The sequence below is a fragment of the Gordonia sp. SMJS1 genome, assembly GCF_029866425.1.
Lineage (GTDB): Bacteria > Actinomycetota > Actinomycetes > Mycobacteriales > Mycobacteriaceae > Gordonia > Gordonia hongkongensis.
On the sequence record NZ_CP123381.1, the window covers coordinates 3,906,193 to 3,922,197 of the forward strand.

Annotated in this window: 18 protein-coding genes; 6 read left to right on the top strand and 12 right to left on the bottom strand. The window is 66.7% G+C overall.

Going from position 1 to position 16,005, the window contains the following annotated elements:
* Positions 1-71: 71 nt before the first annotated feature.
* From QAD21_RS17950 to infA, 6 genes are all read right to left on the bottom strand, one after another.
* Complete coding sequence (locus tag QAD21_RS17950) at positions 72-1,124, bottom strand: DNA-directed RNA polymerase subunit alpha (RefSeq protein ID WP_058251963.1); 1,053 nt, start codon at positions 1,122-1,124, stop codon at positions 72-74.
* Positions 1,125-1,203: 79 nt separating this feature from the next.
* Complete coding sequence (rpsD, locus tag QAD21_RS17955; RefSeq protein ID WP_058251964.1) at positions 1,204-1,809, bottom strand: 30S ribosomal protein S4; 606 nt, start codon at positions 1,807-1,809, stop codon at positions 1,204-1,206.
* Between the two features lie 24 nt (positions 1,810-1,833).
* On the bottom strand, positions 1,834-2,241 hold the full coding sequence (rpsK, locus tag QAD21_RS17960) for a 30S ribosomal protein S11 (RefSeq protein WP_004023536.1): 408 nt from the start codon (positions 2,239-2,241) through the stop codon (positions 1,834-1,836).
* Positions 2,241-2,609, bottom strand: coding sequence for a 30S ribosomal protein S13 (gene rpsM / locus QAD21_RS17965; RefSeq protein WP_004023537.1), 369 nt, complete (start codon positions 2,607-2,609; stop codon positions 2,241-2,243). Before rpsM ends, rpsK begins: the two co-directional genes overlap by 1 nt.
* A gap of 210 nt (positions 2,610-2,819) precedes the next feature.
* On the bottom strand, positions 2,820-2,933 hold the full coding sequence (gene rpmJ / locus QAD21_RS17970; RefSeq protein WP_005207978.1) for a 50S ribosomal protein L36: 114 nt from the start codon (positions 2,931-2,933) through the stop codon (positions 2,820-2,822).
* Between the two features lie 117 nt (positions 2,934-3,050).
* Positions 3,051-3,272, bottom strand: a complete 222-nt coding sequence (gene infA / locus QAD21_RS17975; protein WP_004023539.1) for a translation initiation factor IF-1 — start codon at positions 3,270-3,272, stop codon at positions 3,051-3,053.
* Between the two features lie 185 nt (positions 3,273-3,457).
* Here infA and QAD21_RS17980 point away from each other — a divergent pair, with 185 nt between their 5' ends.
* Genes QAD21_RS17980 through fdhD form a run of 5 tightly spaced genes read left to right on the top strand, consistent with a single transcriptional unit; the run spans position 3,458 to position 6,428 of the window.
* Entirely contained in the window at positions 3,458-3,865 is a 408-nt protein-coding gene (locus tag QAD21_RS17980) for a DUF1801 domain-containing protein (protein WP_223258815.1), read from the top strand.
* Positions 3,866-3,892: 27 nt separating this feature from the next.
* Positions 3,893-4,285, top strand: a complete 393-nt coding sequence (locus QAD21_RS17985) for a phage holin family protein (RefSeq protein WP_058251965.1) — start codon at positions 3,893-3,895, stop codon at positions 4,283-4,285.
* The gene (locus QAD21_RS17990; protein ID WP_165629741.1) at positions 4,282-5,031 is read left to right on the top strand and encodes an SIMPL domain-containing protein; all 750 of its coding nucleotides are present in this window, start codon (positions 4,282-4,284) and stop codon (positions 5,029-5,031) included. The genes QAD21_RS17985 and QAD21_RS17990 overlap by 4 nt, the downstream gene beginning before the upstream one ends.
* Before the next feature lie 40 nt (positions 5,032-5,071).
* Complete coding sequence (dtd, locus tag QAD21_RS17995) at positions 5,072-5,521, top strand: D-aminoacyl-tRNA deacylase (protein ID WP_065631828.1); 450 nt, start codon at positions 5,072-5,074, stop codon at positions 5,519-5,521.
* Between the two features lie 40 nt (positions 5,522-5,561).
* Positions 5,562-6,428, top strand: coding sequence for a formate dehydrogenase accessory sulfurtransferase FdhD (gene fdhD / locus QAD21_RS18000; RefSeq protein ID WP_165629740.1), 867 nt, complete (start codon positions 5,562-5,564; stop codon positions 6,426-6,428).
* Here the strand turns inward: fdhD and ugpC are convergent.
* From ugpC to QAD21_RS18030, 6 genes are all read right to left on the bottom strand, one after another.
* Positions 6,400-7,530: a sn-glycerol-3-phosphate ABC transporter ATP-binding protein UgpC gene (ugpC, locus tag QAD21_RS18005; RefSeq protein WP_165629739.1), complete on the bottom strand. Its 1,131-nt coding sequence runs from the start codon at positions 7,528-7,530 to the stop codon at positions 6,400-6,402. The genes fdhD and ugpC overlap by 29 nt on opposite strands.
* A 49-nt stretch (positions 7,531-7,579) precedes the next feature.
* The gene (locus tag QAD21_RS18010; RefSeq protein ID WP_165629738.1) at positions 7,580-8,893 is read right to left on the bottom strand and encodes an ABC transporter substrate-binding protein; all 1,314 of its coding nucleotides are present in this window, start codon (positions 8,891-8,893) and stop codon (positions 7,580-7,582) included.
* Positions 8,894-8,998: 105 nt separating this feature from the next.
* Positions 8,999-9,835 carry a carbohydrate ABC transporter permease gene (locus tag QAD21_RS18015; RefSeq protein WP_280359921.1) on the bottom strand — a complete coding sequence of 279 codons (837 nt, stop codon included), beginning with the start codon at positions 9,833-9,835 and terminating at the stop codon, positions 8,999-9,001.
* 116 nt (positions 9,836-9,951) lie between these two features.
* Complete coding sequence (locus tag QAD21_RS18020) at positions 9,952-10,866, bottom strand: sugar ABC transporter permease (protein ID WP_280359922.1); 915 nt, start codon at positions 10,864-10,866, stop codon at positions 9,952-9,954.
* A gap of 88 nt (positions 10,867-10,954) precedes the next feature.
* The gene (locus QAD21_RS18025) at positions 10,955-13,042 is read right to left on the bottom strand and encodes a DUF2156 domain-containing protein (RefSeq protein ID WP_280361787.1); all 2,088 of its coding nucleotides are present in this window, start codon (positions 13,040-13,042) and stop codon (positions 10,955-10,957) included.
* Between the two features lie 147 nt (positions 13,043-13,189).
* Positions 13,190-13,960, bottom strand: coding sequence for a hypothetical protein (locus QAD21_RS18030; protein WP_238994925.1), 771 nt, complete (start codon positions 13,958-13,960; stop codon positions 13,190-13,192).
* A gap of 383 nt (positions 13,961-14,343) precedes the next feature.
* Between QAD21_RS18030 and QAD21_RS18035 the strand changes: the two genes are divergently transcribed.
* Entirely contained in the window at positions 14,344-15,954 is a 1,611-nt protein-coding gene (locus tag QAD21_RS18035) for an HNH endonuclease signature motif containing protein (protein WP_159371319.1), read from the top strand.
* Positions 15,955-16,005 lie beyond the last annotated feature (51 nt).

The window sequence follows — 16,005 nt, forward strand, 5'->3', positions numbered from 1 at the left end:
TAGGAGGACCCCGCATCACTCGATGCGGAAGTCAGGGTTGGGCAGTGACAGCTACCGCCGCGTCGTAGCGACTACAGCTGCTCGGTCTCCGCGAAATCCTCACCGGAATCGGCGTCGAAGGACGCGTCTTCCGACCACGTGCCGGTGGCCGGGTCGTAACCCGCGACCTGCGACGGATCGAAGCTGGCCGGGCTGTCCTTGAGGGACAGACCGAGCGCGTGCAGCTTGACCTTGACCTCGTCGATCGACTTCTGACCGAAGTTGCGGATGTCGAGCAGATCCGACTCGGTCCGTGCAACCAGCTCGCCGACGGTGTGCACACCCTCGCGCTTGAGGCAGTTGTAGGAACGAACGGTCAGCTCGAGATCCTCGATCGGCAGGCTGAACGACGCGATGTGGTCGGCCTCGGCCGGCGACGGCCCGATCTCGATGCCCTCGGCCTCGACGTTGAGCTCCCGGGCGAGGCCGAACAGCTCCACCAGGGTCTTGCCCGCCGATGCCAGCGCGTCACGCGCACTGATCGAGTTCTTGGTCTCCACATCGAGCACCAGTCGATCGAAGTCGGTGCGCTGTTCGACACGGGTGGCCTCGACCTTGTAGGTCACCTTGAGCACCGGCGAGTAGATCGAGTCGACCGGGATGCGGCCGATCTCGGCACCCGACGCCTTGTTCTGCACGGCCGGGACGTATCCGCGGCCCCGCTCGACGACGAGCTCGATCTCGAGCTTGCCCTTGTCGTTCAGGGTGGCGATGTGCAGATCGGGGTTGTGCACGGTGACACCGGCCGGGGGCACGATGTCGGCACCGGTGACGGTGCCCGGACCCTGCTTGCGCACGTACATGGTGACCGGCTCGTCCTCGTCCGAGCTGACCACGAGGCCCTTGAGGTTCAGGATGATGTCGGTGACATCTTCCTTGACCCCGGCCACGGTGGTGAACTCGTGGAGGACACCGTCGATGCGGATGCTGGTGATGGCTGCACCCGGGATCGAGCTGAGCAGGGTACGACGCAGCGAGTTGCCGAGGGTGTAGCCGAAGCCCGGCTCGAGCGGCTCGATGACGAACTTCGAGCGGTTCTCGGCGAGGACTTCCTCGGTGAGGGTGGGTCGCTGTGAGATGAGCATTCTGTGGATCTCTCCTTTGGCCGCCCGCTATATGACGGCCTCGAGGTGTACCGAACAGCTGTTGCTGTCGGGCGGTGTGTTACTTCGAGTAGAACTCGACGATGAGCTGCTCGGTCAGCGGGACATCGATCTGGGCACGCTCGGGCACGCTGTGCACGAGAACACGCAGGGTCGACGGCACGACCTGGAGCCAACCCGGAACCGGACGATCGCCGACGAGCTCCTTGGCGATCTGGAACGGGACGGTCTGCAGCGACTTCGGGCGGACATCGATGATGTCGTACTGGCTGACGCGGTAGCTGGGCACGTCGACCTTCACACCGTTGACGGTGAAGTGGCCGTGGCTGACCAGCTGGCGGGCCTGACGACGGGTACGCGCGATGCCGGAGCGGTAGATCACGTTGTCGAGACGGGTCTCGAGGATCTTCAGCAGTTCGTCACCGGTCTTGCCGGTGCGACGGTTCGCCTCTTCGTAGTAGCGACGGAACTGCTTCTCCAGGACGCCGTAGGTGAAGCGCGCCTTCTGCTTCTCCTGCAGCTGGAGCAGGTACTCGCTCTCCTTGATCCGCGAGCGGCCGTGCTGGCCGGGCGGGTAGGGGCGACGCTCGAATGCAGCGTCTCCACCAATCAGGTCGACGCGAAGACGACGAGACTTCTTGGTTGCGGGGCCGGTATAACGAGCCATGTTTCTCTGTTCCTCCCTTTCCCGCTAGACCCGACGCCGCTTGGGCGGACGGCAACCGTTGTGCGGCTGCGGGGTGACATCGGAAATGGTGCCGACCTCGAGGCCGGCTGCCTGCAGGGAGCGGATGGCGGTCTCGCGACCCGAACCCGGTCCCTTGACGAACACGTCGACCTTCTTGACGCCGTGCTCCTGGGCCTTGCGCGCAGCGTTCTCGGCCGCGAGCTGAGCCGCGAACGGGGTGCTCTTGCGCGAGCCCTTGAAACCGACGTGGCCCGACGACGCCCAGCTGATGATGTTGCCGCTGGGATCGCTGATCGACACGATGGTGTTGTTGAACGTCGACTTGATGTGTGCGTGGCCGTGCGGGACGTTCTTCTTATCGCGACGGCGGGTGCCCTTCTTGGGGCCTGCGCTACGTGACTTCGGAGGCATTACTTCTTCTTCCCGGCGATGGTCTTCTTCGGGCCCTTGCGAGTGCGGGCATTGGTCTTGGTGCGCTGTCCACGAACGGGCAGGCCACGACGGTGGCGCAGACCCTGGTAGCAGCCGATCTCGATCTTGCGACGGATGTCGGCCTGCACCTCGCGACGGAGGTCACCCTCGACCTTCACCGAGGCTTCGATGTACTCACGCAGCTTCGAGACGTCTGCGTCGGTGAGATCCTTCGCTCGGAGGTCGGGGCTCAGGCCCGTTCCCTCGAGGATCTCCTTGGAGGTGGTGCGCCCAACTCCGTAGATGTAGGTCAGTGCGATCTCCAGCCGCTTCTCGCGGGGGAGATCCACACCAGCAACACGTGCCATGTGGCGGATTTCCTTTTCGATTTTCAGAGGTCTGCTCCCAGTCCGTCCCGCGAGCTGGTGCCGAACCGTGTGTCCGGCCTCGTGGGCTCCGGCCTCTGATCCGGAGGTAGGCGGTGACGCGTCTGTCGCCGCTGGTGTTGGGAGGTCCTTGTGTATTGAGTTGTCGATCTTCAGTTGTTCTGACTCAAGCGACCCGGAGGGTGCGCGTGATCAGCCCTGACGCTGCTTGTGACGCAGGTTCTCGCAGATCACCATGACCCGACCGTTACGACGGATCACCTTGCACTTCTCGCAGATCGGCTTGACGCTCGGCTGAACCTTCACGTCAATCTCTCCTGCTCGGCTCGCCCGCGCGCACGCCGAAACGGCCGTACACGTGGGTGTCGGTCTCCTCCCGAACGGATGTCCGGGAAGTCTGTCCCCGGCGACGCCGGGAAAGTCCTACTTGTAGCGGTACACGATTCGCCCACGAGCCAGGTCGTAGGGCGAGAGTTCCACGACGACCCGGTCCTCGGGCAGGATGCGGATGTAGTGCTGCCGCATCTTGCCGCTGATGTGGGCGAGAACCTTGTGTCCGTTCTCCAGCTCAATACGAAACATCGCATTGGGCAGGGGTTCGATCACTCGACCCTCGACCTCGATGGCCCCGTCTTTCTTCGCCATGTCCTCCGCGATCCTGGCCTCCGACCACGACATCTGGGCGACGTCGCGGCCCATTGGCCGGGTTGAATCAGTGTTTGTCCGTTAGGGTGTGGGCACCGGTCCGCGAGGACCTGCACCCGGTGTGCGCCGACCGGACCCACGTGCTGACACGCCGAGGCCCGGCGCGCGATGCGCACCGACGGTCCATGCTACGCGAACAGGCAGGCCAGGCCAAATGCGTGCGCGGCGTCGCAAGGAGGTCCAAGCGGATGGGGACGGTCGACGACTATCTCGACGGGCTCGACCCGGACGACCGCGCGGTCATCTCCCGGATCTATGACGTCGCCCGCGACACGGTCCCCGGCACCGCGCAGGGCAAGGGCTACGGGATGCCGGCCCTGACGTATCGCGGTAGCCCGCTCCTGTCGGTGATGCGCACCAAGAAGCACATCGGGCTGTACCCGTTCAGCCCCGACGCGGTCGACGCCGGGCGGCCGTTCCTCGCGGGATTCGACGTCCAGAAGGGCACCTTACGTTTCCAGCCCGACGCCCCTCCGTCAGACGACGCGATCCGCGCCATGATGACGTTCCGTCGCGATCAGATCGATGGTTGAGGCGAGGGGTGCTGGCACACTGTCGCCATGCTTGCCTTCCTCGTCCGCACCGTACTGACCGCGGTGGCGTTGTGGGTCGCGACGCTGATCGTGCCGGGCATCGACTTCGTGGGCGGTTCGACGACCGCCGAGAAAGTCGGTATCGCCCTGGTGGTCGCCGTGATCTTCGGTGTTCTGAACGCGATCATCAAGCCGATCGTGCAGATCATCGCGATCCCCTTCTACATCCTCACGCTCGGTCTGATCCACATCGTCATCAACGCGTTGATGCTGGAGCTCACCGCATGGATCACCCGTAACACGACGCACTGGGGGCTCGAGGTCGACGATTTCTTCTGGTCGGCGATCTTCGGCGCGATCGTCGTGTCGGTCGTCGGCTGGCTGCTCGCGCTGCTGATGCGGGACCCGGTCGACCGATGACGAGAACACGCGGCGCCGACACACGGCGCCCCGCACTCCGGACGACGTCGGTCCTCGCGGCGTTCGCCGCCGTGGTCCTGGTGGTGGCCGGGTGCGGCAGCGACACCGGCGGGCAGCCACGGTCGGTGACCGTCGTCGGGTCGGGCCAGGTCAGCGGCACCCCGGACACCCTGCGCGCCGACATCGGCGTGGAGGCGACCGCGTCCGATGTGACGACCGCGCTGAACGAGACGAGCGCCAAGGTCACCGCGGTCACCGACGCTGTCGTCGCGGCCGGAGTGGAGCGCAAGGACGTCGCCACGCAGCAGGTGTCGGTGAACCCGCAGTATTCGAGTCCGGCACCCGGCGGTTCGAGCCAGATCAGCGGATACACCGCGACCAACACCATCCGCGTGACCATCCGCGACATCTCGACGGCGTCGACCGTGCTGAGCGCCGCCGCGACCGCCGGTGGGGACAACACGCGCATCAACAACGTCGCCTTCGCCATCGACGACGACTCGGAACTCCTCGAGAAGGCGCGCGAAGCCGCGTTCACCGACGCCCGGGGCCGCGCGCAGCAGTACGCCGGTCTCGCCGGCGACTCACTCGGCGACGTGCTGACCATCAAGGAGAGCACCAGCGGCCAGGAACAGCCGGTCTCGCCCGGTACCTTCGAACGCGACGTGGCGGCCGCGCCCGTACCGGTCGAGCCCGGCCAGCAGGAACTCACCTTCACCGTCACGGTCACGTTCGCGCTCGACTGAACACCCCGTCCGTGCACCGCACCCGGAGATCGGAGGACCGATGCGCGCCGTGCTCCAGCGCGTCAGCCGAGCGAGTGTGAGCGTCGACGGCGAGGTCGTCGGCGAGCTCGACATCCCGCCCGGCGGCGCGGGTCTCGTCGCGCTCGTCGGTGTCACGCACGACGACACCACCGACCACGCGGTCCGGCTCGCCGACAAGATCTGGCGCCTGCGGATCTTCGACGGCGGGGACGGTCCCGAACGCGCGGCCGCCGACCTCGACGCCCCGATCCTGGTGATCAGCCAGTTCACGCTCTATGCCAACACCGCGAAGGGCCGGCGCCCGTCGTGGAATGCCGCCGCGCCCGGGCCCGTCGCCGAACCGCTGGTCGACGCGGTGGTCGACGCGCTCCGGGCCGCCGGCGCCACCGTGGCCACCGGCCGTTTCGGGGCGCACATGGAAGTCGGTCTCGTCAACGACGGCCCGGTCACCCTGGTGCTCGACGTCTGAGACCGCAGCCACGAACAGTCGCAGGACTACCGTGGTGCCGGTGGGACGAATCACCGCACGCCGCCGCGTCACCCGTATCCGACGCGATGCGGAACCGACGCAGCGCGCGGACACCCTGGCCGTCGAGGAGCCGCTCGAGATACGGGTCGGCGGGCGCACACTCGCGGTCACCATGCGCACTCCCGGCCACGACTTCGAACTGGTCGCCGGCTACCTGGTCTCCGAAGGTGTGGTGACCACCGGCGCGGACTACTCGACGGCCCGTTACTGCGCGGGCACCGACGCACAGGGCGCCAACACCTACAACGTCATCGACGCGACGCTCGCCCCGCATGTGCCCCCACCCGGTTCCGAGCTGGTCCGCGCCAACCCCGTCACGAGTGCATGCGGCATTTGCGGCAAGGACAGCATCGCCGCGGTCCACACCGCGTCGGTCCATGATCCCGCCGCCGACACCATGACCGTGGCCGCCGGGACGGTCCTGGACCTCCCCGACCGGTTGCGCGCCGAACAGAGCGTCTTCGACAAGACCGGTGGCCTGCACGCCGCCGCGCTGTTCGACGCGGATGGTCGCCTTCTCGCCGTCCGGGAGGACGTCGGCCGGCACAACGCCGTGGACAAGGTGATCGGGTGGGCGGTTCTCGCCGACCGACTACCCCTGTCGGGCACCGTCCTCCAGGTCTCCGGCCGCGCGAGCTTCGAACTCGTCCAGAAAGCCGCGATGGCGGGAATCCCGATGCTGTGCGCGGTCTCCGCGCCGTCGTCACTGGCGGCCGACGCCGCCGACGATCTCGGCATCACGCTCGTCGGCTTCTCTCGCGGCGAGTCGATGGTGATCTACAGCCGTCCCGATCGGATCTCCCTGTCCGAAGCCGCGATCACCGAAGAGGCTTCGGTCCCGCGCTGAGGTCGTGACGACGCGGGTCGTCGAGGGCGACCCCGCTGATCGGATCGAACCAGTACGTCTCGTCGACCTCCGGGGTCAGCCCGATCACGTCACCGACCTCGATCGTCCGGCGATGATCGACACGGATGACGATGCGACTCCCGCGCAGCCGGACGTCCGCGCTGCAGTAGACGAACTGTTCGGCCCCCAGCTCCTCGACGAGATCGACCGTTGCGGTGAGGTTCCCGGCCTGCGGTGCAGCCGACACCTGCCACGACTCGGCACGCAGACCGACGACGACGTCGCCCGCGGACGCCGACGACAGCACCGACGGCGGAACCCGGACCTCGGCGCCACCGAGGCGTACGATGCCCGCGTCCACCCGGGCGTCGATCAGACACATCTGCGGTGAGCCCATGAACGACGCCACGAACAGGTTCGCGGGCCGTGAGTAGATCGCGCGCGGACTCCCGACCTGTTGCAGCACACCGTGATCGAGCACGGCGACCCGGTGTCCCATGGTCATCGCCTCGACCTGGTCGTGGGTCACGTAGAGCGTCGTGATGCCGAGTTCCCGCTGCATGGCCGCGATCTGGGCACGCGTGCTCACCCGCAACTTGGCGTCGAGGTTCGACAACGGCTCGTCCATGCAGAACACCTTGGGACGCCGCACGATGGCACGCCCCATCGCGACCCGCTGTCGCTGCCCACCGGACAGCTTCGCCGGTTTGCGGTCGAGAAGCGGTGTGAGTTCCAGCATCTCGGCGACCTCACCGACCCGGGACGCGGTGTCCGCCTTGCTCATCCCGGCGTTGCGCAGCGCGAATCCCATGTTGTCGGCGACCGTCATGTTCGGGTAGAGCGCGTAGTTCTGGAAGACCATCGCCACGTCCCTGGCCTTCGGCGCCCTTCCGACGACGTCGACGTCGTCGATCAGGATCGCCCCCGACTCGACGGACTCCAGACCCGCGACCATCCGCAGACTCGTCGACTTCCCGCATCCCGACGGCCCGACGAGGACCATGAACTCGCCGTCGTCCACGGCCAGGTCGAGCGAGTCGACGGCGGGTTTCTGGCCGTCGGCGAAGCGCCGGGTCGCGCCGTCGAAGGTCACCGATGCCACGACCGGCCCCCTCGTCGCCGGCCCACGACCGGCCCCGCCACGTCGCCCGTCATGACGGGAGCTTCGGCGCGATCTGCGCCTCGTAGATCTGCGCGATCTGGCGCTGGGTGTCGGCGAGGGTCGCGGCGACATCGGCGTTCTGCAGGCCGATGCGCTCGTAACCGGTGCCGATGATCTTGTCGCCGCCGGGGACGAAGACCCGCGCGTTGTTCTGCGGTTGTGTCCGCGGAAGCTGCTCGATGGCGGTGGCGAAGTTCGGGTTCTTCTCCAGGAACGCGACCATCGACGGGTCGTCCTGCGCGGACTTGCGCACCGGCATGTAGCCGACATTCTGCGAGAAGTAGGCGGTGTTCTCGGTGTTGGTGATGAACTCGATGAACTTCAGCGCGTTGACCTTGCGCTCGTCGGACAGTTTGGCCGGGACCGCGAGACCGGCACCGCCCGTCGGGCAACCCGAGACCCCCTGCGGCGCGGGCAGGAAGGCAGTACCGAAGTCGAAGGCGGCGTTCTCCGTGATCCCCGACAGATCGCCGGTCGAGGCGATGGTCGAGGCGATGATGCCGGCGCTGAAGTCGCCGGCGATGTCGTTGGAGATCTTCGCGTACCGCTTCGTGTTGATCGACTCGCTCAGATATTGCGCGGCCGCAACGGTCTTCGGATCGGTGAACTTCAGCTCCCAGTCGTTCGAGTAGGCGCCGCCGAATGTCCAGGTCGGCCCCTGGAAGGTCCATCCGAGGTAGTCGGTCGCGTTGCCCCAGCCGTGCGCGCGCTTGTCGCCGCCGACCACGGTCTGGATCCGCGGGCCCCAGTCGTCGAACTCGTCCCAGGTCTGCGGGCCGCGGTCGGGCAGGCCGGCCCGGCGCCACACGTCTTTGTTGTAGTAGAACAGCGGAGTCGACCGCGCGTACGGCAACGCCCACGTCTGGTTGTTCCACTTGTAGTCGCCGACAAGCGAATCGACGTAGTCGGCGGTGTTCACGTTCGCACGGCCGAAGAGGTCGTCGAGGGGGCTGATCGCGCCGATGAGCGCGAAGTTGAACCACCAGACGTCGGACAGGATCATGATGTCGGGCACGGCGCCGCCGGACAGCGCGGCGTTGAACTTCTGGGCCGCCTCCTCGTAGTTCTTGCCGGCGTCGACCAACTGGACGGTGATACCCGGGTTGGCCGCCTCGAAGCGCGAGATGAGTTCTCGTTCGACCTCGACCGACTTGCCGGGGTGGTTCGACCAGAAGCTCAGCTTCGAGGCGTCGCCCGACGACGAACCGCCGTCACCCGAGGTTCCGGCGCATGCGGCCACCAGAGCACCGGCCGCGGCCGTCGCGGACGCGGCGAGGAACCCGCGCCGGGACATGTTCATCATCTGTCGTCTCCTTCGATCGTCTGTGTGTGAGTCGTTCTCGTGCATGGTGGTTCTCGTGCTGGGCGTTCTCGTGCCTGGTGTTCTGGCTTGTGGGGTGCCGGCCGGTCAGCCCTTGACGGCCCCGGAGGTCAGGCCCTTGATCATGTGCCGTTGCAAGGCCAGGAAGAGGACGAGCATCGGCAGCATCGCGAGCACGGTCGCCGCCATGACCGGGCCCCAGTTGGTGAGACCGTCGCTGTTCTGCAGGAGGGTCAATCCCACGGGCAGCGTGGCAACCGAGGCGTCGTCGGCCATCAGGAACGGCCACAGGTACTCGTTCCACTCGTTGACGAGGGTGATCGTCGCGAAGGCGACCATCGTCGGGATCGACAGCGGCAGCACCACTCTGGTGAGCAGGCGGAAGTGACCCGCCCCGTCCATCCGCGCCGCCTCGATGATCTCGGGTGGGATGGACAGGAAGTGATTGCGCATCAGAAAGGTCCCGAATGCGACACCGGCGAGCGGCAGGATGATGCCGATGAAGGTGTTCCGCAGTCCCAGTTGGGCCACCAGGGCGTAGTTGGTGATGACGGTGATCTGGTTGGGCACCATGAGCGCGGCGATGATGACGACGAACACGATGTTCTTGCCCGGGAAGCGCAGGAACACCAGCCCGTACGCGCTCAGCACGCCCAGCACGAACTTGGCCACGCCGAGGATCGAGGTCACGATGACCGAGTTGCGCAGGTAGCTCCAGAACGGTACCGACGTCGTCGCCTCGACGTAGTTCTCGGGACGCCACGTCGACGGCCACCACACGGCCGGTTGCACGTAGATCTCGGTGCGATCCTTGAACGAGGCCAACAGGATCCACACCACCGGCAGCGCGATGATCACCAGCACCACCGTCATCGCCGCGTACCCGCACGCGTCGGCCAGTCGTCGGCGGGTGGCCGGCGTCATCGCCTCACCGTCGGGGCGCCGTCGCTTCTGCCCGGGACCCGCCGGCGGATGTCCGGACTCGTCTGTGTGGCCCGGCTCGGCAACCCGTCTGGACACCGGACTCGTGGTGACGGGCCTCATCGCGCTCCCCTGTCCATCATGCGCACCTGGATCACCGTGATGGCCAGCAGGACGACGAACATGACTGTCGCGACGGTGGCGCCGTAGCCGGCACGGAAGTTGACGAAACTCTCCTCGTAAACCTGGTAGACCATCGTGGTGGTGCCATTGCCCAACGGGCCGCCCCGGGTCATCACGTTGATGATGTCGAACACCTGTAACGAGTTGAGCAGCACGGTGATCGACAGGAAGAACGTCATCGGCCGCAGTTGCGGCAACAGCACCTTGCGGAAGTAGGTCCACCAGTCGGCCCCGTCGATCGCGGCCGCTTCGTCCAGATCGGTCCGTTTACCCTGCAGCGCAGCCAGATAGATGACGAACGCGTAACCGAGGTTCTTCCAGATGTAGGTCACCGTGATCATGAACAGTGCCCACGACGGCTGCTGGTAGAAGTCAGGCGCAGAGCCCAGTCCGAGGCGCACCATCACGTCGTTGACGAGGCCGAAACTGGGGTCGAAGACGAACTGGAAGGCGATGCCGACCGCCGCCCCGGACAGCACGAACGGAGCAAAAGCTGCCGACCGCACCAGATGTCGGCCGCGCAGTTTACGGTCGAGCAACAGTGCGAGCGCCAGGCCGATGACCATGCTGCCGACGACAGCGGCAACCGTGAAGATGACGGTGTTGGCGACGATCATCCGGGTATCGGCACGGGTGAACCATTCGACGTAGTTGTCGATCCCGACGAACGTCGCTCCCGCCTCGGCGATGTTCCAGTCGTAGAACGACATCCGGATGTTCTCGACGAGCGGTCGATACGTGAACACGCCGAGGAGGACGAGGTTCGGCACGACGAGCAGGAGGAACAGCCCATAGCTTCGCCAGGGACGCCGCCCCGTTGCGGGCAGCACATGTTCGTCGACCGATGACACTGGCGAAGTTTCGCCGTAGGAGACGACCGGATGGTGAACTCAGGCGGCGATTCCCGTGAACGATGCCTTCACAGCCGGGGCGGGCGGGTCAGTCCCCTCGTGACGCCGCCAGCCGGATCAGCTGGCCGGTCGTGGCATCCGGCAGGTACGCCCTGGACACAGCCACACCGATACGCGGCAGGTCGGATTCGTCGCGGAAGGCCAGATACACCGGCTCGTAGCGGGGATTGAACTTCTTCTTGAAGGTGTGCAGTGAGCGGAATCCGTAGTAGGGCTCGAGCGCGGCACCCAGCGTGTCGAGCAGTTTGTCGAGCGGCTCGGCGTCGAAGTCGCCCGTTCGCGCCAGCGGTGCGCCAGACAGCGAGATGAACTGCGCTCCCTCGTCTTTGAAGGCGACTGCCGACGACGCGATGAGATACTCGACGACCGGCCCGAACCCGTCCGTTCGGCGTCGCATGATGTCGAGCGTCCATCCCGCGACGTCGCCACCCGGCGCGTACACCGGTAGCCACGAGAGCACGCCGTGCACGTTGCCCGTCGGATCCACCGCGAGTGCCACCCGGACCGCGGGGTCCATCGCCTCCTCGACACTGCCCAGGGTGAACCCCATCTCGGGAAGGCCCTTGTCCCCCACCCACTCCTCCGAGATCGCGCGCACCTGGGTCTTGACGGCGAACGACTCGTCGGCCAGCGAGACCATCCGCATCGAGATGTCCTGCTTGGTGGCCTTGTTCATCGCCGATCGCACGTGCTGCCAGGGCTTGCCCTTGAACTCCAGACCCGGCAGGTCGACGATCGTGTCCTCGGCGATCTGCACACTGAGCCATCCGCGTCCGGTGACGATCTCCGAGGTCGCCGAGCCGATCGAGAACCAGCACGGAGTCGCGCCGGCGCTCTCCGCGAGGTCGACGAAGGCGTCGACGGCGTCGGCCAACCGCTCGGGTGCGCACACCGGGTCGGCCAGGGCCACCATGGTCCCGACGTGCTTTCGGTAGGTCACGACGGACTGGTCGTCGAGATCGCCCGCAGCGCCGGTGAACTGGTAGCTGTTGCCCGGCCAGGTCGTCATCCACGACATCGTGCCGCCGCCGTGCACCCGCAGCAGTTCCTTGACGCGGCCGACCGGATCGTCGTCCGAACCGGACGCACCGACCTGACGCACGCGCCACGGCACCGCGAACGCGAACCGGCCGGGGATCAGGATGGCCAGGACCAGCACCCAGAGCAACGTGGTTCCGAGCGTCACGGCGCCCTCCGACGACACGTCGGTGAAGACCACCAGGATCACCGCCAGGAGGGTCGCGATGACGTTGAGCGCACCGAGGACGACGGCTACCCACCACGCCCACCGCTTACCCCGCCGGAGTTGATCGGCGATGAGCACGTTGACGGCGAGGCCGATGAGCATCGTGAACACCGAGTCGTCCCCGGCGTCGGTCGGCCCGAGCGGTCCGCTGCCCGGGAACAGGAACACCAGGAGGTTCGCGCCCGCGATGACCAGCAGGGCAGCGCAACCCAGCATGCGGACCTCACGCCGGGTACGCGGCACCCAACCGTGTTCGTTGGTGGCGAAGAACTTCTCCCCCACGATCAGCATAATGATCGCGGCGAGGACGTACTCGACCGAGGCGAGGGTCCCCTCGAACAGGAACGCGACCGAGACGATGGCGCCCAACAGGACCCGCACACGTAACCGCCAGGGCGATCGCACGGTCGCCGAGGCCACCGCGACCGCCGAGACCACCAACGCCCCCACCCCGGTGGCGCGCGACTCCGCGAGTTGCTCCGCCCACCGCCACGACGTGACCTCGGAGGAGAGCAACCACAGCAGCAACACCGTCAGCAGGGATGCGATCAGGTGGCCGCCCACACCGACCAGAACGGCCCTCACGGTGCCCAACTGCCATTCGGCCCAACCCATTCCGACGACGACCGCGACCAGCGCCAGCAGGTACAGCCAGGGTCCGGGTTCGACGAACGCGGAGCTGACTGGCGTCCACCACTTGCCCTCTCGGAGCGCCGGAAGCCCGAACGCCACCTCGTGATACCACGACTTGTCGTTCGCCCTACCCCACAGCGATCCGGTCGTCGCGCCGACGATCAGCAGGGCCGCCGCGAGGGCGACAGTGAACGGAAGCCGCCGCACGACGGTGAGCCAGGAGACGTCGGAATGCATGGTCAACGGTACGACGACACGACCCGCCGCACACGGTCATCTGGTTGATCGGTCACGCGCCGGACGCTGGAACCCACCGTTCGTCGTCACGACGCCACAGGACGGGCACATCGCCGATGCAGATGGAACCTGGGTCGAGCCACCACGTCACGTCCGGGCCCATCCGGCCAGCACCGTGGCCCCGTCCCGCTCCTGGAGTGGGATCTCGATCCCCGCGCTCGTCAGATAACCGTTGACGCTCACATGGACGGCATCGAGGTCGGCGGCGACGGCTCGCCAGTCGGGCATGAACCAGCGGCGATGCCGCCCGATGGTGTTGTACCAGTCCCATCTCCTCGACGCGGTCACCTCGAGTGGGTAACGGTCGACCAGCCGAGCACAGTCCGCGGGTGCCGCGATTTCGTACACCCGCGCGAATTCGCTGACGGACACCGTGCAGACTCGGGCCTCATCGCCGATCGAAGTGTCTTCCTCGGCGATGAGCTGCAATGCGCCGAGGCCCGGGCGGGCACGCGTCGTCTGCACCGTCCCCGCGGCATACGGCGTCGACCACCACTCGTCACTGAACGTGCGGTGAGGATTGCGCTCGTACTCCCGTCCCGAGCGCGCCTCGCCGGCTTCGACGTGGGCCCGCCACTCATCCCACCGCACGCGCTCGCTCCGGTACGGCAGGGCGGACTCCGGGAGTGCCTCGTTTCCGAACGGGTAGGCGATCACACGCTGGAGCGCGAGATCGACCGGGTCGTCCCACCACGCACAGACCGGATGGCGGAGCAGCACCCCCGCTATCGGCTCGAGGAGCGCAACGACTTCTGGTGCGGCATAGCGGATGTCCTCCTCGTCGGGAGGCTGCCAGTACCGAGCGAAGTCCACCGCGTACCCGAGTGCACCCAGGAGCTCCCATTCATCCGCCGCCACGAGTCCTTCAACGTCGACGCTCCGAATCGCGGCCTGAACGTCTGGAGATGTCCGAGGTCGCCGATACTGATCGACCCGTTCACCTGTGGCGTAACGGAATGCCATGTTCGCGCAGAGGAATCGTCCGCGTGGCGTAGCGAGGATCTCTTGGGTGCGGGCCATCTCGCCGACGGTATCGGTGACGTATGCCGCACGCCATGGGATCACTGCTCGCGGCCTACCAAACCGCTGAGATGATGCACTCCGCGCTGTGGCGCGAACCGCCTTACCATCCCCCACCGACAACCGTCCGTCACCCACGAGAAGACGAAACTCGTTGCACACCACCCGAATAGCCGGTAGAGTTGGACCCACATTCGATTCACCACAGGGGGGGTGAGGTCGTGTTCGATTCCCGACGAGACGTCGGCACCGACGCGCCGACCCCTCGTGCGGTCGAATTGGTTGCCGATCTCCACCGCACCCTCGACAAGTTGCAGACCGTGGATCTGTCGCCGTGTACCGATGCCGAACTCGCCGACGTGACCGCGGAAACCGAACGCGCCATCGCACGGTTGACCGTCGCCGGTGACCGGCAGATCGATCAGGTCGAGGCCCGCGACCTGCCCCGCAAAGCAGGGTGCCGCACCCTCATGCAGTACATGACCCACCGGCTACGCGTCTCCAACCCGATGCGACGCCGTAAGCAGATGGACGCCACCGCCCACCGCACCAGCCTCGGCGGCGAGGTACTCCCACCCGAATACCCCTACCTCGCCGAAGCTTTCGCACAAGGCGCGGTCGGCACCGCCCACGTACAAGCCACCCTCGACGTCCTCGACCGCATCCCGGGCACCATCGACCACGACATCAAGGTCGCCGCCGAACGACAGATGGCCGAGATCGCCACCGACCACACCCCCGCCGAGATCACCCAACTCGGCGCGCGGCTGCTTGCCCACCTCGACCCCGACGGCACCCTGTCAGACGACACCGACCAGAAACGACGCCGCGGCCTGTGGATAGGACGGCAACGAGCTGACGGCACCGCCAAGATCTCCGGCACCCTGACACCCGCACTCGCCGCCCGACTCACCATGATGTTCGCCGTCTGGGGCAAACCCGGACTCAACAACCCCGACGACCCCGCCTCACCCAGCGGACCGGCCGGAGCCGCCGACCCCGAAGCCCTCACAGCCGCAGCCGACCGCGACGGCCGCACCCTCGCCCAGACGAATCACGACGCCCTCGACGCCGCCCTGGCCGCAGGCTTCGCCGACGGGACTCTCGGCACCTCGCACCGAGGCCTGCCCGTGCAACTGATCGTCAAAGCCGACCTCGGGGACCTGATCCGAGAAGCCGGACTCGCGACCACCGCCACCGGCACCCTGCTGCCCATCCGGGACTTGATCGCGATAGCCGCCGACATGCAACCGTGGCTCGCGATCTTCAAAGACGCCACCACCGTTCCGCTGCACTTCGGACGGGGCAAACGCCTCGCCACCCGCGAACAACGCCTCGTCTCCTTCGCCCGCCCCGACGGGGAAGTGTGCTCGGCACCAGGCTGCGACCAACCCGCCACCCACGTCGACATGCATCACGCCCACAAGGACTGGGCCAAAGGCGGCCTCACCGACATCGACGACCTCGCACCCGCCTGTCCCCGTCATAACCGGATGGTCGGCGACGCACCCGGCCAATACACCACCCGGATCGTCCGATCCGGACCCGACGAAGGCCGCTGCCTCTGGCGACTCAACGCCGAACCCGGCGCACCGCCCAACCCCGAACACATCAACCGCCGACCCGACATACCCAAGCGGTTGCAGGCCCACCTCGAACAAGTGCGGCGAGAGATCCACGGACGCAACACGTCCGGCGATCAGACACGCCCCCAGCAACAACCCGTATGGCCGATCGTCGACTACTGGCCAGCGGCCCTCCCGCCACTGCGCCCGGGCCAGACCTATACGCCGGTCGAGGCGTGTCTCGCCGAACTCCTGGTACGAAACTGACCGCGCAACAACAGGACAGCATCCAAGAACTTCAAGCCCTACAGTGCGGGA